The 25,232-nt window shown below is 37.7% G+C and carries 18 protein-coding genes; 14 read left to right on the forward strand and 4 right to left on the reverse strand.

Annotation, left to right across the window (positions count from 1 at the left end; all coding sequences use genetic code 11):
• Positions 1–405: 405 nt before the first annotated feature.
• On the reverse strand, positions 406–1,335 hold the full coding sequence (locus A3EE_RS0118490; RefSeq protein ID WP_018344933.1) for a T9SS type B sorting domain-containing protein: 930 nt from the start codon (positions 1,333–1,335) through the stop codon (positions 406–408).
• 661 nt (positions 1,336–1,996) lie between these two features.
• Here A3EE_RS0118490 and A3EE_RS0118495 point away from each other — a divergent pair.
• The 11 genes from A3EE_RS0118495 (at position 1,997) to A3EE_RS0118550 (ending at position 15,490) form a co-directional block, all read left to right on the forward strand.
• Complete coding sequence (locus A3EE_RS0118495; RefSeq protein WP_018344934.1) at positions 1,997–2,866, forward strand: hypothetical protein; 870 nt, start codon at positions 1,997–1,999, stop codon at positions 2,864–2,866.
• A gap of 1 nt (position 2,867) precedes the next feature.
• The gene (locus A3EE_RS0118500; protein WP_018344935.1) at positions 2,868–3,524 is read left to right on the forward strand and encodes an NAD-dependent epimerase/dehydratase family protein; all 657 of its coding nucleotides are present in this window, start codon (positions 2,868–2,870) and stop codon (positions 3,522–3,524) included.
• 9 nt (positions 3,525–3,533) lie between these two features.
• Complete coding sequence (locus A3EE_RS0118505; protein WP_018344936.1) at positions 3,534–4,988, forward strand: LptF/LptG family permease; 1,455 nt, start codon at positions 3,534–3,536, stop codon at positions 4,986–4,988.
• 97 nt (positions 4,989–5,085) lie between these two features.
• Complete coding sequence (gene rpsO / locus A3EE_RS0118510) at positions 5,086–5,361, forward strand: 30S ribosomal protein S15 (protein ID WP_018344937.1); 276 nt, start codon at positions 5,086–5,088, stop codon at positions 5,359–5,361.
• Positions 5,362–5,470: 109 nt separating this feature from the next.
• Positions 5,471–7,624, forward strand: a complete 2,154-nt coding sequence (gene pnp / locus A3EE_RS0118515; RefSeq protein ID WP_018344938.1) for a polyribonucleotide nucleotidyltransferase — start codon at positions 5,471–5,473, stop codon at positions 7,622–7,624.
• A 75-nt stretch (positions 7,625–7,699) separates the two neighbouring features.
• Positions 7,700–8,563: a sigma-70 family RNA polymerase sigma factor gene (locus A3EE_RS0118520; RefSeq protein ID WP_018344939.1), complete on the forward strand. Its 864-nt coding sequence runs from the start codon at positions 7,700–7,702 to the stop codon at positions 8,561–8,563.
• A gap of 442 nt (positions 8,564–9,005) precedes the next feature.
• A complete protein-coding gene (locus A3EE_RS0118525) occupies positions 9,006–10,823 on the forward strand; it encodes a type VI secretion system Vgr family protein (protein ID WP_018344940.1) in 1,818 nt (605 codons plus the stop codon).
• On the forward strand, positions 10,823–11,620 hold the full coding sequence (locus tag A3EE_RS0118530; protein ID WP_018344941.1) for a hypothetical protein: 798 nt from the start codon (positions 10,823–10,825) through the stop codon (positions 11,618–11,620). Before A3EE_RS0118525 ends, A3EE_RS0118530 begins: the two co-directional genes overlap by 1 nt.
• The gene (locus tag A3EE_RS0118535; RefSeq protein WP_018344942.1) at positions 11,587–13,608 is read left to right on the forward strand and encodes a PAAR-like protein; all 2,022 of its coding nucleotides are present in this window, start codon (positions 11,587–11,589) and stop codon (positions 13,606–13,608) included. Before A3EE_RS0118530 ends, A3EE_RS0118535 begins: the two co-directional genes overlap by 34 nt.
• Positions 13,609–13,613: 5 nt before the next feature.
• On the forward strand, positions 13,614–14,666 hold the full coding sequence (locus tag A3EE_RS0118540; protein WP_018344943.1) for a DUF2931 family protein: 1,053 nt from the start codon (positions 13,614–13,616) through the stop codon (positions 14,664–14,666).
• A 125-nt stretch (positions 14,667–14,791) separates the two neighbouring features.
• Positions 14,792–15,490 (forward strand): sterol desaturase family protein, encoded by a 699-nt coding sequence (locus A3EE_RS0118550; protein WP_018344945.1) that lies wholly within the window; start codon positions 14,792–14,794, stop codon positions 15,488–15,490.
• A 94-nt stretch (positions 15,491–15,584) separates the two neighbouring features.
• Here A3EE_RS0118550 and A3EE_RS21540 read toward each other — a convergent pair whose 3' ends face one another.
• Both A3EE_RS21540 and A3EE_RS0118560 read right to left on the reverse strand, forming a co-directional pair.
• The gene (locus tag A3EE_RS21540; RefSeq protein WP_018344946.1) at positions 15,585–20,819 is read right to left on the reverse strand and encodes a T9SS type A sorting domain-containing protein; all 5,235 of its coding nucleotides are present in this window, start codon (positions 20,817–20,819) and stop codon (positions 15,585–15,587) included.
• 118 nt (positions 20,820–20,937) lie between these two features.
• A complete protein-coding gene (locus A3EE_RS0118560) occupies positions 20,938–21,267 on the reverse strand; it encodes a hypothetical protein (RefSeq protein WP_018344947.1) in 330 nt (109 codons plus the stop codon).
• 198 nt (positions 21,268–21,465) lie between these two features.
• On the opposite strand from A3EE_RS0118560, the gene trxB reads away from it, so the two are divergent.
• Genes trxB through bshB1 form a run of 3 tightly spaced genes read left to right on the forward strand, consistent with a single transcriptional unit; the run spans position 21,466 to position 24,189 of the window.
• Positions 21,466–22,413 (forward strand): thioredoxin-disulfide reductase, encoded by a 948-nt coding sequence (trxB, locus tag A3EE_RS0118565; protein ID WP_018344948.1) that lies wholly within the window; start codon positions 21,466–21,468, stop codon positions 22,411–22,413.
• Between the two features lie 10 nt (positions 22,414–22,423).
• The gene (locus A3EE_RS0118570) at positions 22,424–23,455 is read left to right on the forward strand and encodes a M23 family metallopeptidase (protein ID WP_018344949.1); all 1,032 of its coding nucleotides are present in this window, start codon (positions 22,424–22,426) and stop codon (positions 23,453–23,455) included.
• A gap of 2 nt (positions 23,456–23,457) precedes the next feature.
• Positions 23,458–24,189, forward strand: a complete 732-nt coding sequence (bshB1, locus tag A3EE_RS0118575; RefSeq protein ID WP_018344950.1) for a bacillithiol biosynthesis deacetylase BshB1 — start codon at positions 23,458–23,460, stop codon at positions 24,187–24,189.
• Between the two features lie 183 nt (positions 24,190–24,372).
• Here bshB1 and pdxH read toward each other — a convergent pair whose 3' ends face one another.
• On the reverse strand, positions 24,373–25,020 hold the full coding sequence (pdxH, locus tag A3EE_RS0118580; protein ID WP_018344951.1) for a pyridoxamine 5'-phosphate oxidase: 648 nt from the start codon (positions 25,018–25,020) through the stop codon (positions 24,373–24,375).
• Positions 25,021–25,232: the final 212 nt, after the last annotated feature.

Here is a 25,232-nt window from a genome sequence, read left to right on the forward strand (position 1 = left end):
TCTGCTATTTGCATTAATTAGTTATGTATATCACATAGTAGAATATCAAAAAATCATATCTTTTAAAATAGTTTTAATTTCTATGTATTACTTAATTAGTATTTTACTTTTAATGATACTGGTAGATATATCTGGATATGGGCCTAGTTGGCAGTTTAATTAATTTGGTAATGAAATTTCACAATTAGTCCCGCTAGGGACAAAATATCTGTAGTGAAAAACAATCCCTTTATACATTATGTACAAGTCCCAGCGGGACGGCATATCGTAACGGCTGTTAGTCGCTCCTAGACGGAGCTCCGTGCGTGAAGATTTAGTGGTGGTTTGTTTTCTACAGATATATTACTCCGCTGGAGTAATTACTGATATAAATAAATTTGATGTTATTCCCCATCTTTGTTGTAATCACTGCTTGATTACGTGCACCCACCCTTTATAGGTATTACTTTTATTTGTTGTGATCTGGTAATAATATACACCCATCGTATCTCCTGTCCACTCGAAAGTCTGAGATGTTGACTCAAAGACTTTTGCGCCCCAGCAATTGTAGATAGATACTTCAAAAGCAGTAAAATTCCGATTTGTGGAAATTTTAAATGAATCATTCATCTGATCACCGTTGGCAGTAACCAGATTGGGAATTAATAAATATGGTATATAGTCTGGATCTTTAACGATTTCTACATAATCAATATACACATATGTATAATATTTTGCATATATACCCGGATTGGCTTTGTAATACATAGCATGGGTTTGGTTGTCGGGATAAAAGTTTCCAATGGCAATAAATTGTTCTCCTCCGTTTGCAATGTAATCACCAGAAATGGTGTTCCAGTTGACGGAATCTGTTAAAAAAATGCCTGTGGGATTTTCAATCTGTGGCATATAATTTAACACACCAGATCCCTGAATGGGATCTTCCGATAAAACAATACCAAGTCTGTCACACGTATAACCTGCATTCTCAGCTACGCTATATTTAAAACTTACCTTGTATTTAGAATCTCTTTCAAGGGGCTGAATAAGTTTTACTGCAAGGTATTCCCTGTATTGAGGATACACTGACCATTCTTCCGGACCGGAGTAGGTACGGATACCACAATAGCCGATGCCATCAAAGGGATTTTGAATGCCAAAATAATTTACAGGTGTCTGTCCACTGCAAGCACTTAGAAAATCAGTTGTTTCTGAATTAGGTGAATACCAGTTGTCAATTAAATAAGGACATCTGTATGGGGTTAAAAATTCAATGCTGGGATTTGGTACCAGGTTTTGAGCATGAATACAAAATATACAATGTAAAGACAGAAAAAATGTGAGGGATATTTTCATAAATGAAAATCGAATAATGTGAATTTAAAAAAGATTAAAACAAATGTAGTAAAATGTATTGAAAAAATAGTGTTGCCCGTTAACGCAAGGTTTTAATAGTTTGTGGAACACAAATCCGACCTACTAACTATAACAAAACCTTGTAGGCTTTGTTTCAAGCAACAATCATTTTTTCTCTTTTGTTAACACCCCTCAATCCCTCACCGTGGTCTGTGGCACAGAACACCCACTACTCAAACAAGTTTCTGCAAATCCACCTTAATTTTACAGTCATTTAAGTATGGTTTATGTATGCCGATAGTATGAGGGAAGTATGCGTTAAGTATGGATATAGTATGAGGGTAGTATGAAGTATGTATGAACCTAGTATGAGGCATGTATGAACTATGTATGAAGAGTGTATGGTATTAGCCTGTCATTAGCCACCCATTAGTATGAAGCCAGTATAGAAGCAGTATCCTTCACCATGTTCTGTTCTACAAATAATACCAGATCCCAAAAGCATTTTTTCACCTTTGTTAATCCCTCTCAATCCTTTTGGTAACATTCGTTAACCACACTAATCTTTCCAATAGCATACTTTTGTTGTGTGTCCGCCGCGGCGGACACACAACAATTTTTATTCAACCTAACACAATAGGCTCCCAGCCTTACACATGCTATGAACAAATTCTTTTGGCTATGTTATGCATTGCTGTCTTTTTATCCATGCACCTATGCACAGACACAACTTCAACCGGGCGACGTTGCCGTTATCGGATACAACTTTAAAGATCCGGATCAATTTTCATTTATCTTTTTAAAGAACGTAGCTGCCGGTACCATTCTGCATATTACAGACAGTGGCTATGATGCAGCCACTTCTGCATTTCGTGTAGGAGAAGGTTATTTAATTTACACAGTTCCTGCAGGTGGTAAAAGAGCAGGTGAAATTGTAACCTTTCCCGATGATTTAGGTTTTGTTACTAAAGGAGTAAGCGGCTTCTTCGGTTTATCAGCAGATGGCGATCAACTGATCTTTTTCCAAGGCACTTTTTTAGCTCCGGTGTTTATTTACGCCTTAACCGTTTCAGATGATAACTGGACAAACAGTCCGATCACCAATAACAACACCAATTTGCCTCCGGGTTTAACCAATGGAATATCTGCGCTGAGACAAACAAAAATTGTTAACAGCAGATTGAATTGCACGGGTGTTGCCATTGATAAATCGCTCTTCTTGACCCAGATCACCGATGAAGCACGATGGGACAGAAGTAGTGCAACGCGGGTAACATTGCCGGACATTACCTGTGATTACACACCACTTAGCATTGATGTCGATGTGTTACAAATAGAGGAGGTTGACAGTAAAAGAGTTATTGCATCTGGTGGCTACACACAGATCGATGTATTGGGAGCAGATGGTTTTTATTATTTTTCAACCGACAGTTTAGATGAAGCACTTCGTGCGATAAATAGAGAAAAAATGTATATTTTTAAGGTGTATTATCCGGATCGACTGGAAGTACAGAAGGTAATCTTAGAATAATATGTCAAACGTCGCGTTAATTGCAGGGGCAACAGGATTGGTCGGCAGCTCTTTGCTGGATCAGTTGTTGAATAGTGACCGCTATTCAAAAGTTATTTCGCTGCAACGCGGACAGACGACAGTAAATCATCCTAAGCTTGTTACGATACAAACAGATTTTGCTAATCTGGATGAACTTATTTTGCCTGCCGTGACCGATGTGTTTTGCTGTTTGGGTACAACCATTAAAAAAGCAGGCAGCAAAGAACAATTTAAAAAAGTAGATTATTCCTTTCCACTGGCTTTGGCTCATTGCGCTGCAAAAGCAGGTGCTGCACATTTTCTGATTGTAACAGCGATGGGGGCGAATGCTTCTTCTTTCATTTTCTATAACAAAGTAAAAGGAGAAGTAGAAGAGCAGTTGGCAGCATTCAAAGGCATTTCAATCATTTCAGTTTTACGTCCATCGTTGTTATTAGGTAAGCGTGCAGAAAAAAGAGCAGGCGAATCTATTGGCATCATTTTAGCAGAAGGCCTGAACAGTATATTCAAAGCAGGTTTGGGGATACAAGCGAAAGATGTTGCAAAGGCAATGTATATCCTGGCAAAAGATCCAAAACATACCGGCATTGCTTATTACTCTTCGAACCAACTAAAAGAAATTGCTGCATCTGCATAATTGCACATCATGAGACTTCTAAAACGATTAGACATACTTGTATTAAAGGCATTCTTCGGTCCGTTTATCTTAACGGTATTCGTTGTAACGTTTATTTTTTTAATGCAAACCATTTTAAAGTACATCGATGAATTGGTAGGTAAAGGTCTAAGTTATTTAGACTATGCCGAACTGATGATGTATTTCAGTATGAATATCCTACCTGTGGCTTTGCCGCTTGCTATCTTGCTTTCGTCTTTAATGACCTTCGGAAACCTGGGGCAATTCAATGAATTGACTGCGGTGAAATCTTCCGGTATTTCGTTGCTGCGTGTGATGGTTCCGATTGCTGTATGGGTGTTGGGCTGTACGGTAGGTTTGTTCTTCTTTAATAATTATGTAGTACCCAAAGCCAATCTGAAAGCCTTCAGTTTGCTTTATGATCTGCGACAGAAAAAACCATCTCTCGATCTAAAACCCGGTGTATTTTACAACGGTATTCCGGGATACAGCATTAAGGTGGTACAAAAGTTTGATAACGATACTTCTATAAAAGGAGTGATCATATACGATCATACACAGGGCAGAGGCAATACGGATATTATTATTGCAGATTCAGGTGCTATGTATTTATTCAACAATAAACAGTATCTGGCTTTAGAGCTGTTTAAAGGAAACAGTTACAGCGAATTCAAGTCCGAAGGCAGTGGCGGCAGAGGCTATATGATGCCGGAAGAGTTTATGAGAAATTCATTTGATAAGACACAGATCGTTTTTGATCTTGCCTCTTTTGATTTGAGTCGAACGAAAGAAGAATTGTTTACAGGCAGCCGGCAAATGAAAAACACCGGCGAGCTTAGTGATCATATTGATTCCATTCATACAAGTTATATACAGGTTAATATGCATACCAGTGGTATGCTGCAGCCATTTTATTATTATGTAAATGTAAATCCCAAAGACACAAGCAGGGATGTTGCTAAAACAGCGGGCGTTACTGTAACAAAAGCAGCCTTGTTGAAAGAAGCTTCAGCAAAAGAAGTTGCCAAGCGTGCAGCAAATCAGGCACGTTCGATCAAATCATATCTGCAAAGCAATGTGGATCGGGATAAAAATATGCAAAAGGAGATTCATGAGTTTGAGGTCACCAAATATCAAAAATACACACAGGCTGTAGCCTGCTTTGTATTGTTTTTGATTGGTGCTCCATTGGGGGCAATTATAAAAAAAGGTGGACTGGGTGTACCTGTACTTATATGCATCATATTTTTCATCTTTTATTATGTATTTAGCATTACCGGAGAAAAATGGACAAAAGAAGGGGTATATCCGGCAAATTTCGCCATGTGGTTTGGTAACGGCATTCTCTTTTGTATTGGGTTATTCTTTATGAGACAGGCTAAAAATGACTCCAGAATACTAGAAAGCGACTTTTATCTCATTTTCTTCGATAAAGTGAAAAAAATGCTTCCAGGCAAGAAATAATTTTTCCACGGCTATTTGTTTAAAAAGTTGATTAGTGTTATATTTGCAAAGTATAAGAATGTATAAATAGAAAATAAGAATAATAAATACAGCTACAATGTATCTTACAAGCGAAATCAAAAAAGAAATCTTCAAAAACAACGGTACTGCTAAAAGTACAACTGATACAGGATCACCTGAATCTCAAATTGCTTTATTTTCTCACCGTATCGCTCATTTAACCGAGCATTTGAAAGTTAACAAAAAAGACTTTTCAACTCAATTAGGTTTGATGAAATTGGTTGGTAAAAGAAGAAGATTGTTAAACTACCTTCAGAAAACTGAAATTTCTCGTTACAGAGCAATTATTGCTCAATTGAATTTGAGAAAATAATCTTTGATTATAAAAAATATACTCTAACAGAGGGGATTCCTACGAATTCCCTCTGTTAGTTTACATACATACGTAAAATTCTTTTTAGATTTAATACTATCATAGAAATATGTCATATCCTGGATTAACAATCATAAACAAAACTATTACTTTACCTGACGGTCGAGAAATCCAAATCGAAACAGGCAAGCTTGCAAAACAAGCGGATGGGTCTGCTGTTGTTAAATTAGGAAACGCGATGATCTTAGCTACCGTTGTTGCTGCGAAAGAAGCAAAACCGGGCGTTGACTTCATGCCTTTGTCAGTTGATTACCAAGAGAAATTTGCTTCTAACGGAAAGATACCAGGTGGTTTCTTGAAAAGAGAAAGCAGATTATCTGATTACGAAATATTGATCTCTCGTTTAGTGGATCGTGCAATGAGACCTTTATTCCCGGAGGACTTCCACGCAGATACACAAGTTGCAATAACATTGATCTCAGCAGATGCTGAAGTATTACCTGATGCACTTGCTTGTCTTGCTGCTCAGGCTGCAATGTCTGTTTCAGATATTCCATTCAACGGTCCGGTTTCTGAAGTTCGTGTAATTTCATTAAACGGAACATTCATCGTAAATCCAACACCTGCTCAAATTGAAAAAGCAGAACTTGAATTGATCGTTGCCGCTTCGTATGATAACGTTATCATGGTAGAAGGTGAGATGAATGAAGTTTCTGAAGAGTTGATGTTGAATGCGATCAAAGTTGCGCACGATGCAATCCGCGTTCAGTGTACTGTTCTGAAAGAACTTGAAGTTACTGCAGGTAAAACGGAAAAACGCACATACAGTCATGAAGTTAATGACTGGGACTTGAAGAAAAAGATCAGCGATACAGTATATCAGCAAGTTTATGAAGTTGCTAAATTAGGCAACGCAAATAAAAACGAACGTGCTGAAGGCTTTAAAGCTGTTAAGAAAGCATATATCGAAGCGCTACCGGAAGGACATACTGAAGATTTAGGGTTGATCTCTAAATATTATCATGATGTTGAGAAGGATGCGGTAAGAAACTTAATCCTTGATGAACGCAAGCGTTTAGATGGCAGAAGCCTTGAGCAGATCCGTCCGATCTGGTCTGAAGTTGGTTATTTACCTTCTGCTCACGGTTCAGCAATCTTTACACGTGGTGAAACACAATCATTAACTACAGTTACTTTAGGAACGCGTCAGGACGAACAAATGATCGACAGTGCGATGTTCTCAGGTAATAACAAGTTGATGTTACATTACAACTTCCCTGGTTTTTCTACAGGTGAAGTAAAACCAAACAGAGGTCCTGGACGTCGTGAGGTTGGACATGGTAACTTAGCATACCGTGCAATTAAAAAAGTAATGCCTCCTGAAGTTGAGAATCCATATACAGTTCGTATTGTATCGGATATTCTTGAATCAAACGGTTCGTCTTCAATGGCAACAGTTTGTGCAGGTACATTGGCTTTGATGGATGCAGGTATTAAGATCTCTGCACCTGTTTCAGGTATTGCAATGGGGTTGATCACAGATACAAAAACAGGTCGTTGGGCTGTATTATCCGATATCTTAGGAGATGAAGATCACTTGGGAGATATGGATTTTAAAGTTACAGGTACTGAAAAAGGTATTACAGCTTGCCAGATGGATATTAAAGTAGACGGTTTGTCTTACGATATCTTATCTCAAGCATTGCAGCAGGCAAACAGGGGTAGACTTCACATTCTCAATGAGATGAAGAAGACTATTGCTCAGCCAAATGCAGAGTTGAAACCACATACACCGCGTATGATCATGATTCAGATACCAAAAGAATTGATTGGTGCTGTTATCGGGCCAGGCGGTAAGATCATTCAGGAAATGCAAAAAACTTCCGGAGCAACAATTAACATCGAAGAGAAAGACAATGCCGGTTGGGTAAGTATTTTCTCTAAAGACAAAACTGCTTTGGATAGTGCTTTAGCTCAAATAAAAGGAATTGTAACATTACCAGAGGTAGGTGAAGTATACGAAGGCAAAGTGAAATCAATCACAGCATTTGGTGCATTTGTCGAGTTCTTGCCAGGAAAAGATGGATTGTTACACATCTCTGAAATCAAATGGGAACGTTTGGATACAATGGATGGTGTTCTGGAAGTAGGAGAAACTGTTAAAGTTAAATTGGTAGAAGTTGACAAAAAAACCGGTAAATACCGCTTATCGCGTAAGGTATTAATACCTAAGCCGGAACAACAAGCAACGCCAAATTCATAATTAATCAGTTATTTACTTTAAAGAAACTATCAGACACTGTTTTACGTTTAATAGTAAGGTGTTTAAAGAAAGCCGATGAGACAGCTAAAGATCAGTAAACAGATTACCAACAGAGAGAGTCAATCTCTTGATAAGTACTTACAGGAAATTGGTAAAGTAGATTTGCTTACTCCTGATGAAGAAGTAGACTTAGCCAAGCGTATTCGCGACGGGGATCAGCTTGCATTAGAAAAATTAACAAAAGCGAACTTACGATTTGTCGTTTCAGTAGCAAAACAATATCAGAACCAAGGCTTATCTCTTGGGGATTTAATTAATGAAGGAAACTTAGGTTTGATCAAGGCTGCACAGCGTTTTGATGAAACACGTGGTTTTAAATTCATCTCATACGCTGTATGGTGGATCCGTCAGTCTATTCTTCAGGCATTGGCCGAACAATCTCGTATTGTACGTTTGCCATTGAACAGAGTAGGTTCGTTAAATAAGATCTCAAAAACATTCTCTGAGTTAGAACAGAAATTCGAAAGAGAGCCATCACCGGATGAGCTTGCTGAAGTATTGGAAGTTTCTACTGCAGAGGTTGTGGATACACTTAAGATTTCCGGTCGTCACGTATCTATGGATGCACCTTTTGTACAAGGTGAAGAAAACAGTTTACTGGATGTATTGGAGAACAGCAGTGAATCATCTCCGGATTCAGGTTTGATGAATGATTCATTAAGAAGAGAAGTACAGCGTGCCTTGTCAACGTTGACACAACGTGAGGCAGATGTTATCTCTCTTTACTTTGGCTTGAATGGAGAACACTCTATGACTCTTGAAGAGATCGGTGAGAAGTTCAACCTTACAAGAGAACGTGTTCGTCAGATTAAAGAAAAAGCAATACGTCGTTTAAGACATACCTCAAGAAGCAAAGCATTGAAACCGTATTTAGGTTAATATTCTTTATACTCTTATACAAAACAAAAACACCCCAGTCCCGATAGCTATCGGGATCGGGGTGTTTTTATTTATAGGCAAACATGGAAACGAATTTCATTTTTTGTGTTGTATTTTAACATATGATAACAAATATTGAATAATTGTGTAAAGTGGTTTTTCGCCTATATATTGTATATTATTTATCATCTAAATAATATGAATTGTTTATAGTAATTTACTGTAAGCTAATTTATTGGTCCTTTGTTCGATTGAGTTTTAGATGTATATTAAAAATTTACTGGTTGAGTAAATAAGCTGTAATTAAGCAGAGGTTTTACAATAAAATTCAATACTGTGATTTATTGTTTTGTTTAATTAGAGCGAGGGGATTACTCAAGCAGGAAGTTGTTGTTTTCATTTTTAGTTACTTTTTAAATCCATTGTTAATTATTTACCAGCTATGTCTAAAGAAATTATTTTTGAAATTGTTCTTGACGGAAAGTCTGTCCATCACTGCAATTCCATTACCATTCATCAATCGTTTAATGCACATCATACTTTTGAACTTGTACTCGATCAGGATACACTAGGAAAGCTTGCTTCACACGACTTGTATGACTATCAGGATTATGTTGGAAGAGATCTGTATATAGGTTTTGGTGAACGCAATACCGATGATAATTCTTTCCAGGGAATCGTTACGGAAGTAAGCTTGCAGCAACAGGAAGGAGCCTGGGGGAAGCTGGTTTTAAAAGGCAAGAGCACAACCTGTTTACTCGATGCAGGTGCTACATACATATCGTATGAACAAATGACCCTGAGTGATATTGTGAACTACTGCATTGATTACACAACTACAGCAAAGCTAAATCTTAAAAATAATCCATACTATAGCGATACCATTGCCTATATGTGTCAATACGGAGAAAGTGGTTTTGATTTTTTGAATCGTTTGTCTGCAGAATATGGCGAATGGTTTTTCTATGATGGAAAGGACCTGTGTTTTGGAAGACCCAGCAAACAAAAAAATATTGAATTGGTTTATGGAAGTAATCTTTCTTCTATGAATTATGCGATGCAGGTATTGCCTGTACATGCAGAAAAATACAGCTACAAATCGGTTGACGATGAAGTATTAATATCCAGCTTGCCATCCGATATTGAAGGAGCATCAAGCCTTACAAAGACTGCCTTAAACCGTTCAGCCGAATTGTATGCAAAACCTGTAAAGCAGCCTGCTGTTATCCGCATAAATGATAAAAGCGAGTTGGATGCATATGTTAAGTTACAAAAAAGAAAAATTGCCGCATCTACCATGCTGTTAACTGCAAGCGGAGATAGTCCCAAAGTTGCATTAGGTAATTTTGTAACGATCAAATTATCAAAAAAGGCAGGTGTAGGTTATGAAGATCATGGAGAATATCTTGTAACGAAGGTCTCACATTTTTTAACAGGTACAGGAAGTTACACAAATACCTTTGAAGCCATTCCTTCATCGAATGAAGTAATTCCTTTTTCAGTATCCAAACCTGTTGCACAAACGCAGATGGCATTGGTAACCGACAATAACGATCCACAAAGCTTCGGCAGAGTACGTGTACAAATGTTGTGGCAGCAGAACACCGACCAAAAGACTGACTGGATCAGAGTGATGACGCCCGATGCTGGCGGGACAGGAGAAGTAAGTAAAAACCGCGGACAGGTATTCATACCTGAAGTTGGTGATCAGGTATTGATTGCATTTCGTTATAATGATCCAAACAGACCATTTGTATTGGGTAGTTTATTCCACGGAACAACGGCAGCCGGCGGTCAGGCCGACAATACCATCAAATCCATCCAAACCCGCAGCGGACATATACTGGAATTTAATGATACGAGTAACGGCGAAAGCATTACCATTAAAGATAAAAACGGCAACATGATTTTTGTAGATACCGCCGGCAAAAACATTACCATCACCGCTCCTGAAACCATGACGTTCAATGCGAAGAATCTGGTGATGAATATTGATGATAACATGACAATCGAAATAGGAAAAGATATGAAAACGACTATTGGTGCGAATCATACATTGAATATTACTGAAAATCATGAAATTAATTCAAATGAAACAACTGAAAATGTAAAGCAAGATAAGCAAGCTACAATTGGTGGTGATTTTGATCTTTCTACATCTTCAATAACTATGGATGCAAGCGGTGGTGATGTATTAATTAAAAGTTCTGCTTTAGCAACCTTGCATGGTAAATCGGATGCATTAGTAAACAAAGGCTGATGATGATTTCAAATCATGTAGAGAAAAAAGTTAAGCATGTGAATGCAGGCTTTGATCAACTTATTTTATTTACATCTTCAATAGAAGAATTACTTCCGAGAGGTGTGTGGTCTATCTATACAATGAACCGAAAAGTTCGCATATGTTATGTGGGAATAATAGATGGGCTTCATAAATATCAATTAGGTTGTATTGAAACAGATTATAAATTAGAAAGGAAAGCTGATTCAACAGCAAGTCTTGTAAAGAAACTACATACTGTTTTCAGATTACTTGTTTTAGGTGCTGATTCTTATGGAAAACTTCAGAAAATATACAATTACCCATATATAAAAGAAGAATGGACAGTCATAAAAATGAATCTCTTGACAGAGTATGATGACACAGATATTGAAAAATGGAATTTGATTCAAAAAATGGATTTATTATTAGATAGCTATGATGCAGTCTTATGTTATTTGGCGCTGCCTAATATGTATGGTTTATTTTTCAATGGATATTGGACAGATGTATTTTCAGAAGAAAAAATTATAATAGAACAAATGTATGGTGAAGAATTTGGTAACAAACAATTCGAGGAATCCATTCAGTATTCCATTCAGGAAACATCCACACAACAATTAGTTACGATTTCTATAAATGAAAATATCACATCTAATGAAGGAATAACATATAGCGGTACTGCTATTTTTTTAGATGGAGCTCTTGATATATGCAAAAAGAAAATAGAAAATGATTCATTAATATTTAACTATTCAGCAAAATGGGTTGGTTTAAAACAATTATTTCAACTATAGCTGCATTTTTTTTCTCTCCACAAAGTCTATTACCAGCTAAGCCATCAGCAGCGGGTGATGGAGCCAGTGACGAGGAAAAAGATAATATGGCTAAACTTGAAGAAGAAACTTCAGAAAGTAAAAAACAAGCGAAGGCTAAAGAAGATCAGAAATTAGTAATTAACGGAGCTAAGATTCAGTGTACCTTATGTACAAATCCATTAGGTACATTGATGGTTACATACAATACGCCAAGCTTACAAGGAATGCCTATTGCAACAGCAAAAGACAAAGATAAACCGAATCTGCTATTTATGGGGACATGTATGAAAAGTCCTAATGCAGCTTCTCCTTGTGCAGCAGTGATTCAAACAGGAGAATGGAAAAGCACGGGCAGTTTTAAAGTTCAGAATCAATCACCGTTATTACTTAAAAGTACAAATACATGTACTTATGGTGGAGTAGATATTAAAGTAACAGATAGCGGACAGCGAAATACGTTTGCTTATGATGCTCCAACAGAAATAGAACACGATGTTGAAGAATATATAGATATTACACTGGGAGCATTTTTTGACGGTACTCTGAATAATAAAACTAATACCGAACAACGGGAGGCCAATACAGAGACATTTAAAAAATATAGTAAGGACAAAAGCAATAGCTATTATAATTCTTATTCAAATGTTGCAAGGTTGTGGGACTTTTATAATAAAACAAATAGTGTTTACATAGAAGGTATCGGCACGGAAGATTTAAAAGATGATAATACCAACGGCTATGCATTTGGAGCAGGAGAAACAGGTGTAAGAGGTAAAGTAAAAAAAGGGTGTGAAAAAATATTTGAAAAGACTCAAAAACTTGCTCCTAAAGGTAAAATCAATACACTGACTTTTGATGTATTTGGGTTTAGTCGAGGAGCGACTGCCAGCCGTAATTTTACTTATGAGGTAACGAAGACAGCTTATAAACCGACTCAGCGATATATACAAGGAGGACGATACTCTCAAGGACGGTATGAAAAAAAGGACAGTTTTGGTAATGTTACTCAATTGGATTTGATGCCTATGCATGGACACTTAGGCCTGTTATTTCAACAAAATGGTTACATAGTAAAAAATATAAGGATACGTTTTCTTGGTATTTTTGATACTGTTTCTTCTTATCACGAAGGAAGTGGAACATTAGGTAATGCTGCAACTTATGATTTTACAAATGATGTGGAAGAGTTGCATTTGGAATCCATTTATCATGCCGATAAAATTATTCATTTCACAGCAGAAGATGAACATCGTGTAAATTTTGCATTGACAAAAATCAAAACTACACCGGTAGAATATAATTCAGATCCTAAAAAGAAAATAGCAATTGAGAAATCGCTTCCGGGTGTGCATTGTGATGTGGGTGGCGCATACATTGATGGAGATGTAGAAATAGTCAAGCAGATAGATTATGAAGCATTTGGTACTGAAGAATTAGAAAAGGAGCGCAACCGGTTGATCGCGGAAGGCTGGTATAAGCGTGAACAATTAGAAATTATAAAACATAATACGAAAACCAATTGGTTGAAGGGAACTCGTAAATTATATAATACCTACAGTTTTATCCCCTTACATTTTATGTGTGAATTTGCGATAAACCATAAAAAAAGTTTACCTTTTGATCAAGGGGAATTAGAAAAAAGGTATTCTCTAAAGAAACTTGATGCGGAAACAAACAAAAAAGTAACCGATGAGTTATTAATAAAAATTAAAGAACGACTACACAACTATGTATTTAAAAATGGACCTCCTATAGAACTTAAAAATTTGTATGTATTAAGCCAGCAATATAAAGACTCTAAAATCCCCGATCAGCGTTATGCGGATTATTTACGTGAACAACAAGAACATTACGAGTTGCTACAACTTCGAAACGAATATTTTCACTGGTCCGCTAATTATAAAGGATTTGGTATGGAACCCAATATGAAAGATGGAAAACGAAAACGCGTTCATTATCCGAATTAAAAAATATGAAACAAACAACAATTTTATTCTTATTTATTATAAACAGCTTATTAAGCTCTTGTCAAACAAACGAAATGAAAAATAAATCTGAAAATAAAAAATTCGATTGGACACATAGTGTTTCAGCCCCTACAAATTATCCAATGCGTATATATAGAGGAGAACTAAAAGGACTTACCGAAAACGATTATTCGGCAAGCTTTGGTTTATGGGGAGTGGCAAATGAAGGTTGGGGAACAGAAAGCGGTATGGTAGTAGTTGGTCCGGATACAAAAGCAATACCGGATAGTTTGTTGATCACCTGGCTCTCTTTTCGGGAAAATAAATTTTATACAGGGAAATTTCAATTACCTAGAGAAAAAATAATTGAGCTTTTTGAAGCAGGGTTTTATGAATACGATATCAAACAAAAAGACACCTATAAAGATATTCTTATAGGTTTAGCACCTGGAGGAGTCGTTGTAGTTTGGCTTGTTGGCGGGCAAGTTGAAACAGAAGTGGCACGATTTCAAGGAAAGGAAACAATTATTAATAACGTAAATGTATCTGATAGTAATTATGATATGTTTGAAGATGATTATGTGGATTTTGTTTTGACAAATAGGGGAATTGATAAAGGTCCAATTCCTTTTGGATTATGGGATATGTATAGAGAAAAATATAGCTGGTGTCCTGTTTTAGTTTTGCCTGAAGGATATGAGTTGGCAATTGAATGGATGACATTGTTTAACGGTGAAAAGGAAAAAAATTATAAAGAACATCCGGATTTTGGTAACTATAAACAAAGAGCATTGCCTTCTTATATGCTTTTTAATTGGTATGCATCAGATGGAAGAAAATACGGCGTAGATGTTTTTTTTGATGAAGTAGAAATTTTTGATGCGTTTAAACAAATTTATAAAGCTAATAGAGAACAAGATGTTGAATTGGTTTTTGAATTGAATGATGCTAAAACAGCATTTATAATTTCCTTACGAAGTAAAACGCAACAAATCGAATTACATAAGGTAAAAGCCAAAATTTATAAATCTGAAGATACCAGACCGGTAAAACAATAATAGGGGTATACATAGAGATAATAAATATCTGCTACAACACGAAAGCCTTCTTTGATTGTACCAAAGAGGGCTTTTTCATCAATTCTCCATTTGATTTCGTAGCTTTGCACAAAAGTAATCTTCGCATGCAAGCATTTCTGGAATATTTGAATACATTAAACCTGTTTCAACTATTCGCATTATTTTTAATTGAAAATGCATTCATAGCAGCAGCAGCTGTTTTGATTGGCTTTGCCTGTGATGGGTTGTTGATGCAGATCAGACGATTGATCACAGTAGAAGAGATTTACTGGGCTTGTTCCACCGTTTTCTTTAATACACTTATAACACTTGCCGGCTATCTGCTTTTTAAAAATGGATATGTAGTTTTCCATTTATCTGTTAATCCCTTGGAAATCTTCGTTGATTTTATTGTGTTGATTCTTGCCATGGATTTTCTGATGTATGTGTTTCATTGGGCCATACACAAACTAAGCTTTGTATACCGCTTTCACGATCTGCATCATGTGTATGATACACCCACTGCTATTTCACTGTTTGTATTGCATCCGGTGGAGGTGATGGGATTCGGCATGCTGTGGCTGTTCTTATTGTTTGTGATGAACTTCTCTATCTACGCTGTGATGCTGTATCTGGTATTTAATGTAGCTATGGGGATCATCGGACATCTTCGCAAAGAAATTGTACCGGAGGTGGTAAAAAATAATGTAGTGTTTCAATGGCTCGCCAATACAGGCTTTCATGTAGATCATCATCAGAACGAAGACCACAATTATGGTTTTTATACCAAGGTCTGGGATCGCTTGTTCGGGACGTTAAAATAAGTGGACAGTAGTCAGTGAACAGTACAAATAAAAAAAGAACGTTGTCCATCGACAACGTTCTTTTTTTATTTGTACTTGTATCAAGCTGGCTGTTTTAACGAACAATGATATTATTTTCAATCACTGTCTGGTCTTCTGACTGAAGTACAAAATGATACAATCCGGGAGGAAGTGCAGATACGTCTATGCGCATCGTAGATTGTGCTTGTACCGTGCTTTCCTGCACACGCTGTCCGGCAACATTGTACAATATTATTTTACACATTCCGGATGATACTTTTGTGTTTGTGATATTGAAAAATCCCGTACACGGATTCGGGTAGAAATTTGCTGCAGATTCAGCAGCGGCATCTACATCTGTTGTTACACATTCCTGTACTGTTATGATTGTATAGCTTTTTGCCACACAACCATTGCTTTCGTAGGTGTAAGTGATGCTGTACTGTCCGGCATCCAGAGCTACATAATTAAAGGCTCCATTTGATGTGCCGTCACCGGAAAAGCTACCACCCAGTGGTGTTGCGAGCGGACGATTGAGTGACTGACCTTTGCAAATTGTATTGATATCCGAATAGAAATATACGGGCGGGGCCTGAACAAGTGTTGCGCTCATATAATCGTAGTTTATACAGCCGTGTTCATCGGTATACTTGTACTGAATGAGAAAATCATATCCATATTCAAATCCATAGCTTACGTAGGAGCCATCAAATTTATTGTTGACTACGCCTGCACCATAATATATACCTCCGGGAGGAGTAGCGGCAGGTAAATCCGTAATTCCGGTTTTACACACGTTTATGTGTTTTTTTGATATAGATACATCCGGAATGGGATTTACAGGAATACTGTATTTTTTTGTAATGTAACATCCGCCGCTTTCACTAAAGCCTTTCACATCGAACTGATTTCCTTTTATAACCTGGTCAAATGAATACACATCGCCTCTGTATGTGCCTGTATAGGCAGGCCATTGGTAGCTTGCGGCACCAGTTGCATGAACCAATATCGTACCTCCTGCGCAGACGGTATCTGAATAAATGTTGAGATCAAGTGTTGGGTCAATGGCTATTTGTTTGGAAAATGTTGAACCGCTTCCTGTCGCATTTGACGCTGTCAGGCTTATGTTGTATGTACCTGCAACATTAAATGTTACTACAGGGTTACGGAGCGTTGATGTTGCGGGAGTACCTCCTTCAAAGGTCCATAGCCATGAATCAGGGTAGTCACCGGAGATGTCGAAAAAGGTTACATTCTTATTTGCACATGCACTCCAGGGAATGGTAAAGGCCGACACCGGTGCTTTTGCAGGCAGTAGACAATTGATTGATGAGACATATAATACAGAACTGTTTGGCACCGTTGATTCGGGGAGTGCGGATTGCTTCACAATTGATTGTCCGAATATTGGAGATGCAGCATTTCCGTCCGCATATATTATTTTATTATTTTTGTTCAAACAAATGAGATTATAATTCATTCCTCCGAAACCTGAGTAATACTCAGTTGGCCAGGATGCATTGTCTTGTGCTTTTTCCATTTTAACAACTCCGTCAGCACTGGTATCTGTCAGGCAAATAAAATTTCCGCTATTTGTAATGATGATGGAGTCTGCAAAAATTTCTTTATAAAAACCTGAAAACATATCCTTGTAAGAAGAATCAATGCCTTTATAATTATATCTTAATTTTGCTTCATTTGGATCTGTTTGTCCGACAAATATTAATTGACCGTTTTTATAATCCATTCCTTTTAAGAAAGGAGTTCCACTTATATTAATACGTTTGATCCATTCATCCTGATTGTGTGCGTTAATTTTGCAGAAAAAATAATCATTGGTTGTATAAGTGGCATTATAATATGCATTTATTAAGGCTTCATTTTTAAAATCCATGCGAATATTAAATTGACCTGTAATATAAACGTTGTTTTGTTCATCCAATTCTATGTATTGCGCGTTGATATTATCTGCATAGTCCCATGCTCTGGAATATAGAATATTTCCTTGTCCATCAAATTTTTCCAGTACAAATGCATCTGAATGTATTCCTACAATATTGTCTTCGGAATCTGCTTTAATATCTGCGTAGCCAATGTCTTTTTTCCATGTGAAGCTTCCTGCCGCATTAAATTTATATAGCTCGCTAGCGCTTGTTACATATAGCTCCGATTGTTTGTTTAATGTGAGTGCAATTTGAGATTGAACGCTTTCATAGTAGCTGTTTTGCCATTGAACAATACCGTTTTTGTTGTATTTTATAATTACAACACTTGAGATGTTGTATACACCGTAGTTCGGCATGAAGCTGATGTAGGTGCCATCTGTGGAATAGGCACGAATGCTGTCTTTGGTACGTATAAAAAACGCATAATATACGTTTCCGGCAGCATCTGTTAACAGATTGTTGCTGCGAATTCCGTCATATTGATTGTGTCGTATGGTGGTTGACCATTGAAGTGTTCCTTTTGCATTGTATTTATTCAATGGCTGTATGTAATTACACTTTTCAATATCTTCATATTGTGAATAGATACTATCGCCTCTCTGGCTGTAATTATACATTCCATTGGTTAGCGTTTCAAATACCTGAAATATATTATCGTCGTTGTCGGTTGTTACAGCAGCCGGTTTGCTTGGTGCTGCTTCACTACCAGCTGAAACAGAATACGAACAGTCTGCAGCATTCACAGGAGCAATAACGTGCACTTGTTTAGACACAGAATCTACACAGTTATCTTTGTCTGTTACCGTGAGTTTGAATATGCGGCTGCCTGTTGTATTGTATGTTACAGGAAGCGGGTTCTTTGCATTTGAACTTGTTTTTTCAGATCCTGTTCCAAACGTCCAGTTGTATAGTGTACCAGCCGGGTTAGATGGATTGAGTAAAATATTAATCGGATTTCCGGTCTCAACATTATATGATTCTACTGTAAAGTTTGCTTTAGGTCCGGGAACAGTAATGTCAACAGTTTGAATAAGCGTTCCGCCACACGAACTCGTTGTACCTACTACAGCATATCTTCCTGAAGTCTTTAACGATCCGGTAGATAAAAATAATGTATCGCCGTTTCCTTTGATCAAATTTCCTACAAAGTTGCTGCCGCTTAATAACTGGTACGAAACACTTTTTTGGGAATTTACAACATATATAAGAGCTGTTTCATTGCGGCATATAAGCGGAGTTTTTGTTCCTACAGAAAGGCTTAAGTCTACAGCAGGGTATATGGTATAGGTTTTTGTTACTGAATCGGCACCACAACTGTTTTTTTGAACTCCTTTAACTGTGTAGGTTTTATTCCGATCTGAATAGGGGGTTCTGTAAGCTGTATTGGAATAGGAATAGTATTGTGCGGTATATAACAATACATTGTTGCTGCTGAATTCATAACTGGTACCGGTTGCTGGGTAAAGCACCGGATTTACTACATTCAGAAAGGTTACTTGTGTAAAACATACGGTATCTTTATCAGCCTTTAATGTAAAATCAGGCACCTTTGGAGTAGGTATTACATACACATTTTTTGTGTCTGTAAAATTGCAGAATGTGTATGTCAGAACTACGTTACCTGATCCAACCAATGAGGGATCAAACATTCCATCTGCACGTACGCCAGTACCTGTCCATACTCCACCGGCAGGTGAAAAACCTGATAGCATATAGGGTGCTTTGCTGTTACATACGCCTTCGTCAGGCCCAGCATTTAGGATGGGCAGCACATACGCAACTTTAACGGGCTCAGAATACCTGGTAAAACAACCAGTGGGACTATCTTTAACACGTACTTTAACTATACCGTCTGCACTCATGGTGATTGTTTGCGTAGTTAATCCGTTTGACCATTCATACGCAGCCATGCCTGCAGGCGCTGATAACTGAACGGTTCCACGTGTAAGTGTACACATTGTTGTAGGGCCGTTGGCAACAATTACAGGCGTTGCAATAGCAGGTATACGAATATTTACAATAGCGGTATCTGTTAAGTAATAAGCAGCACAACCAGCTTTTACTGCCTTTACTTTTATAACATGAATACCTGTTGATAGAACAGTCGTGGGAATTGTCAATGAAAGAGCAGTACCATTACCCACATATATATTGCCGGAAGGCTGGTTGCCGATATAGGCTTCATAGCTAACCATGTTTTCAGTAACAGGCATTGTAACGCTTGCTGCACTGCCATTACAGCCTGGATTTCCTTTTACTTCCAACGAAATGTTGGGGGCAGTACAGCCAGCAAATGCATCCTGTGAGACAAGAAGGCATTTGGATGAAGCGCCACTTCCAAGTGTCAATGACCCGCCTGTTAAAAGTACTTTTCCGTTGTTGAGCATATTAATAGTTGCGTTGAATGCTCCTAAAAAATTATAGACTTTTGATTCCCAGATACCCGAAGAAGCATTGTAAATCTGAATACACTTTGAATCTAATGGATTAAAATAATCACCAGCATTGTAAAGCAGCACGTTCCCATTATCAAGTCGAATCGTTCTGGCTTCAACAACATTATTCAAAAGATTTCCTGTTTGTGTAAATGTATTTGCAATGGGGTCATATATTTCACTACTCAGTTCTTCTTCTGTTGTAACACCTCCTGTACCAACAATCAAAAACTTTCCATTATTTAAACGGGTTATTGTATGAGATGAACGATCGAATTTTGTGGTTGCAGTTAAAAGTGTCCATTGTTCGGTAGCGGGATCATAAATTTCGGCGCTTGTAGGAGCGTCATCTCCACCAATAGCTAATACTTTGCCATCATCCATAAGCGTCATGGCCATATAAAAGCCATGTGTTACTTTTGTTTCTCCGGTGTTTCTCCATGTATCTGTTTCCGGATCGTATAGTTCCACTTTGGAGTCACCACCACCCACTACAAGAACTCTTCCATCTCTTAATTTTATAGATGCATGAAGAAATCTTTCCTGATGCATGCTGCCTGCAAATTTCCATGTGCCGGTAGCTGCATCATATATTTCACAGCTACTAAATCCATCATGATAATTCCACCCACCCATAACCAGTACATTCCCATTATTCAATAAAACAGAAGTACAATTAAGGCGTGGCACATTCATATTGCCACTGTAGGCCCATGTTTGTGTTGAAGGGTTATATATTTCTGAAGAAGAATAAATGATGTTGTTTGCAGCAACATCATTATGTCCACCAAATATTAGCACATTACCATTGGAAAGTATTTCTGAACAATGATATTGACGTCCGCTATTAAGAGAGCCTGTTACTGAAACTGTTTGCCCGGAAGAGGTAAGTGTATAAACGAAGAAAAACAAAAAGCACAGCTGATTTCTAAATGAGAAGGTTTTCATTCCTTGATTTTAAATGAGTTGAAAAAGATTATAGACAGGTAAAAATACTATTTTAAAGTAGCTTTTTTACTATGTAAATGCTATAAAATTAATAAACATATTTAGATGCAGAAGAGATTTATTCGTGCACCTCTATCGGCACACTTATCACCACACCATCCCTTTGTGTCAATTGAATTAAACACTTTCGATTAGACTTCCATTGGAAGGAAACATTTTGCTTAGAAACATCATCTGCATAAAATTCCTGAAATACCTTACTGTTTGTACCGTCATGTGTCAATTCAATTTCGAGCATCCAGGAATCCAGTGCATTTGCTCTGCTTGCCGATACAGATATTTTCATCAGTTTATCAGCCGAAAAAGATTCAATCGGAGCAATGACTTCTTTTGTACAGGAATAGAAACCTGTAATTAAAAATAGCACGATATACGATACAGTTTTCATAAGCGTTTTTTATTACATAATCCGCTACCATCTTAAAAGATACAGGCACTCTTACAGAATAATTGTTTAGAATTCGTATTTGCCTGTAAACGAGGGGCAGTAAAATTCTTTTTTCCACAGAACCATACTCAACTGCTTTATGTTTTGCTTAAAAAGCTAAAATTCACGAAATTGAGAAATCTATTATTATAAGCGCTTATGTCAGTGGAAAAAGTACATTGTTTAATTATTGGTTCAGGTCCTGCAGGATATACTGCAGCTATATATGCTTCTCGTGCAGGTTTAAAACCTGTTATGTATCAAGGTGCTCAGCCGGGCGGTCAATTAATGATCACCAATGATGTTGAGAATTTCCCGGGATACCCCGACGGTGTTATGGGACCGGAGATGATGGAACATTTCAAAAAACAAGCAGAGCGTTTTGGCGCAGACATCCGTTACGGTACCATCAGTTCTGTTGACTTTACAGGACCGGTGCATAAAGTAACGGTAGATGAAAAAGAAGTGATCGAAGCAGATACGATTATTATATCTACTGGTGCAGCAGCGAAATGGCTTGGGATTGAATCTGAATCACGTTTAAACGGTCGCGGTGTTTCTGCATGTGCCGTGTGTGATGGATTCTTTTTCCGTGGACAGGAAGTAGCAATTGTAGGTGCAGGTGATACTGCCTGTGAAGAAGCTAGCTACTTATCTAAATTATGTAAGAAAGTATATATGCTGGTGCGTAAAGATAAATTCGTGGCAGCATCTGTTATTATGCAGCAGCGTGTATTAAATACACCAAACATTGAAGTATTATTCAGTACTGAAACGCAGGAGATCCTAGGTAAAGAAGATGTGGAAGGAATGCGTGTTAAGAACAATGCAACAGGCGAGGTACGTGACATTCCGGTTACAGGATTTTTTGTTGCGATCGGACATAAACCAAATACAGACATCTTCAAGGGATGGATCGATATGGATGAGAACGGGTATATTAAAACCATACCGGGTACATCTAAAACGAACATAGAAGGAGTGTTTGCTTGCGGCGATGCTCAGGATCATGTATACCGTCAGGCAGTAACAGCAGCAGGTACAGGCTGTATGGCTGCTCTTGATGCAGAAAGATATTTAGCAGCGAAAGAAGCTGTAACAGCGTAACCGATACAACATGCGAATTGCTTTATTTATCGTCTTTTTTGGTGTTTTCTTTACTGTAAAGGCACAAGGCCCAAAAAAAGGAGATAAAGATTTTGATAAAACTCAGGCTCCGGCAGTTGAGTACCAAACACCCAATATAGACGAGACGCTGTTTACAGACGAGATCGTTGATACAGTTGCCGGTGGTTTACAATCGAACTATAGTTTTGATGCTGAAAAGGATTGGTCTATAGTTGACGAAGATACATCGTCTTGGCAGGAAGGGGAAGAAGTCGGTGAAGAAGAATTTGCTATTGTTGAAGTGGAAGAACAGCAGCAGATCGATTCGGCCTGGATTACCATTGCCCAGTATTATGCAGTTTGGGATACCCGTTCCATCAATCCATATAAGATAGATCCTACATCTTTTAAAGATACCATCTCCATGGTATTGTATGATTCTACACAGGGCCATTACTGGTCTATGCCTTTAAGTTACAGCAAAACAAATTCAGGTTTCGGTATGCGCGGTGCTCGTTGGCATTATGGCATCGATCTGGATCTGGAAGTTGGAGACCCAGTTATGGCTTGTTTCGATGGCATTGTGCGTCTTGTACAATATAATTCGGCGGGATATGGATATTATGTATTGATTCGTCATTACAATGGTTTTGAGACACTGTATGCACACTTAAGCAGACAGGATGTTAAGGTTGGACAGACGGTTAAAGCAGGTGAAGTAATTGGATTGGGCGGAAACACAGGACGAAGCAGCGGACCGCATTTACATTTTGAAGTACGTTATGCAGGTAATGCTATCAATCCGGTGTATATGTATGATTTTCCAAATCATACATTACGTTCATCACATTTCTCTTTAATGCCCGAACATTATGCGTATGCAAAAACATATCGTCAGGTATTCTATCATACAGTTAAGTCTGGTCAGACGTTAAGTTCTATCAGTAAAAGATACGGTGTTTCCGTTAGTCAGATTTGCAGGCTGAACGGCATTACAACACGTACGATTCTAAAAGCCGGCAGAAGACTTCGCATCCGATAAGTATGAGCAACAAAGTAGATATATTGGTATTTGCAGCACATCCCGACGATGCTGAGCTGGCGTGTTCAGGCACAATCCTGAAACACATTCAGCTGGGTCGTAAGGTTGCCATTGTTGATCTTACAAAAGGTGAACTGGGTACCCGCGGAACTGCAGAGATCCGTGCAGAGGAATCTGCTGCTGCTACGAAGCTATTAGGTTTACATGCTCGTGCAAATGCAGGTTTTGCAGATGGTTTTTTTGAATCAGATAAAGAACATTGTTTGAAGTTGATTGAATACATCCGATTGTATCAGCCTGAAATTGTTTTATGCAATGCAATCGACGACAGACATCCGGATCACGGTAAGGGATCAGAGCTTGCTTCGCGTGCGTGTTTCTTATCCGGGTTAATTAAAATAGAAACTACTATCGATGGTAAAGCACAACAGGCATGGCGTCCGAAGAACGTTTACCATTACATTCAGGATAGATTTATTCAACCGGATTTTGTTGTAGATATCAGTGGGTATTGGGATAAAAAACTGGAATGTATACTTGCATTCAAGTCTCAATTCTACAGTTCAGAAGCTACAAATAACAACGAACCACAAACCTATATTTCAGGTAAGTCATTTTTGCAATCCATTGAATCTAGATCCCGAGAGCTTGGACACTCCATAGGTGTTGAGTATGGCGAAGGGTTTACGAAAGAAAAGCAAGTGGGGGTTGAAGATCTATTTCATCTGTTGTAGCTAGCATAAAATTCCAAATAACAAAAAACAAATCCCAAACTACAACAGAGTAAAAATACCAAACGGGTCTATATATCATTAGCACTATAGATCTTTAGTACTACTTAGTACTATCTTAAAAACAAATCCCAAACGATACCTGAGTTCGTTTGGGATTTGTTTTTTGTTATTTGGAATTTGCCATCACGGGCAGATCCTATACACATTCCATCTGATATCACCTTCCAGATCATATACAATGCGGTCGTGCAGACGGCTTGGGCGGCCTTGCCAAAACTCAAAATAGTTGGGCTTTAATGTATATCCGCCCCAATGTGCAGGCCTTGGCACAGTGCTACCTTCGGGATATTTGTTTTGATAAAATGAAACCTTTTTTTCTAATTCTTCCCGGCTAGCAATTTCTTTGCTTTGATCCGAAACCCATGCACCAATCTTACTTCCATACGGACGGCTTGCAAAATATGCATCCGATTCTTCTGCAGAAACTTTAACAATAGATCCTTCAATACGCACCTGACGTTCCAATTCAGGCCAGAAAAAATTTAATGCTGCTAAAGATTGATGTGCAATATCTTCCCCTTTATGGCTGTGATAGTTTGTATAAAACACAAACTCCGCATGTTCAATTCCTTTTAATAAAACGATACGTGAAGTTGGTTTTCCTGTCGTATGTACCGTTGCAAGATTCATCGCCGTAGCTTCTAGCGCACCGGCTTCAATAGCCTGATTTAACCACAGAGAGAACTGTTCGATCGGAGAGGAAAGTACATCTTTGGTATCCAGATTTCTGCTCGAATAGTCTTTTCGAATGTCTGCTAAATTGGTTTTCATAATCTAAATATATTCTCTTAATTCCAGGATATATGGACGCGGAGCATAATCATACAATCTTTTTGTACAATATGCCACTAAAGTTAACGAAACGATAATTAAAAAAACTATATAATTGATAGAACGGTTCTTGATCCTGACTGGTTTAAAAGCTAAATATGAATATAATAATATTTTATTTTGAAATTAAATGAACCGTAGAATAAATAGTC

It is taken from the genome of Cytophaga aurantiaca DSM 3654 (assembly GCF_000379725.1).
GTDB classification, from domain to species: domain Bacteria; phylum Bacteroidota; class Bacteroidia; order Cytophagales; family Cytophagaceae; genus Cytophaga; species Cytophaga aurantiaca.

Coding starts and splice junctions, on each gene's coding strand:
- A3EE_RS0118505 (WP_018344936.1), top strand. CDS start 3,534: ATGAGACTTCTAAAACGATTAGACATACTTGTATTAAAGGCATTCTTC.
- trxB (WP_018344948.1), top strand. CDS start 21,466: ATGTCAGTGGAAAAAGTACATTGTTTAATTATTGGTTCAGGTCCTGCA.
- pdxH (WP_018344951.1), bottom strand. CDS start 25,020: ATGAAAACCAATTTAGCAGACATTCGAAAAGACTATTCGAGCAGAAAT.
- A3EE_RS0118495 (WP_018344934.1), top strand. CDS start 1,997: ATGAACAAATTCTTTTGGCTATGTTATGCATTGCTGTCTTTTTATCCA.
- A3EE_RS0118570 (WP_018344949.1), top strand. CDS start 22,424: ATGCGAATTGCTTTATTTATCGTCTTTTTTGGTGTTTTCTTTACTGTA.
- A3EE_RS0118550 (WP_018344945.1), top strand. CDS start 14,792: ATGCAAGCATTTCTGGAATATTTGAATACATTAAACCTGTTTCAACTA.
- pnp (WP_018344938.1), top strand. CDS start 5,471: ATGTCATATCCTGGATTAACAATCATAAACAAAACTATTACTTTACCT.
- A3EE_RS0118530 (WP_018344941.1), top strand. CDS start 10,823: ATGATGATTTCAAATCATGTAGAGAAAAAAGTTAAGCATGTGAATGCA.
- A3EE_RS0118500 (WP_018344935.1), top strand. CDS start 2,868: ATGTCAAACGTCGCGTTAATTGCAGGGGCAACAGGATTGGTCGGCAGC.
- A3EE_RS0118535 (WP_018344942.1), top strand. CDS start 11,587: ATGGGTTGGTTTAAAACAATTATTTCAACTATAGCTGCATTTTTTTTC.
- A3EE_RS21540 (WP_018344946.1), bottom strand. CDS start 20,819: ATGAAAACCTTCTCATTTAGAAATCAGCTGTGCTTTTTGTTTTTCTTC.
- rpsO (WP_018344937.1), top strand. CDS start 5,086: ATGTATCTTACAAGCGAAATCAAAAAAGAAATCTTCAAAAACAACGGT.
- A3EE_RS0118540 (WP_018344943.1), top strand. CDS start 13,614: ATGAAACAAACAACAATTTTATTCTTATTTATTATAAACAGCTTATTA.
- A3EE_RS0118490 (WP_018344933.1), bottom strand. CDS start 1,335: ATGAAAATATCCCTCACATTTTTTCTGTCTTTACATTGTATATTTTGT.
- A3EE_RS0118525 (WP_018344940.1), top strand. CDS start 9,006: ATGTCTAAAGAAATTATTTTTGAAATTGTTCTTGACGGAAAGTCTGTC.
- A3EE_RS0118520 (WP_018344939.1), top strand. CDS start 7,700: ATGAGACAGCTAAAGATCAGTAAACAGATTACCAACAGAGAGAGTCAA.
- bshB1 (WP_018344950.1), top strand. CDS start 23,458: ATGAGCAACAAAGTAGATATATTGGTATTTGCAGCACATCCCGACGAT.
- A3EE_RS0118560 (WP_018344947.1), bottom strand. CDS start 21,267: ATGAAAACTGTATCGTATATCGTGCTATTTTTAATTACAGGTTTCTAT.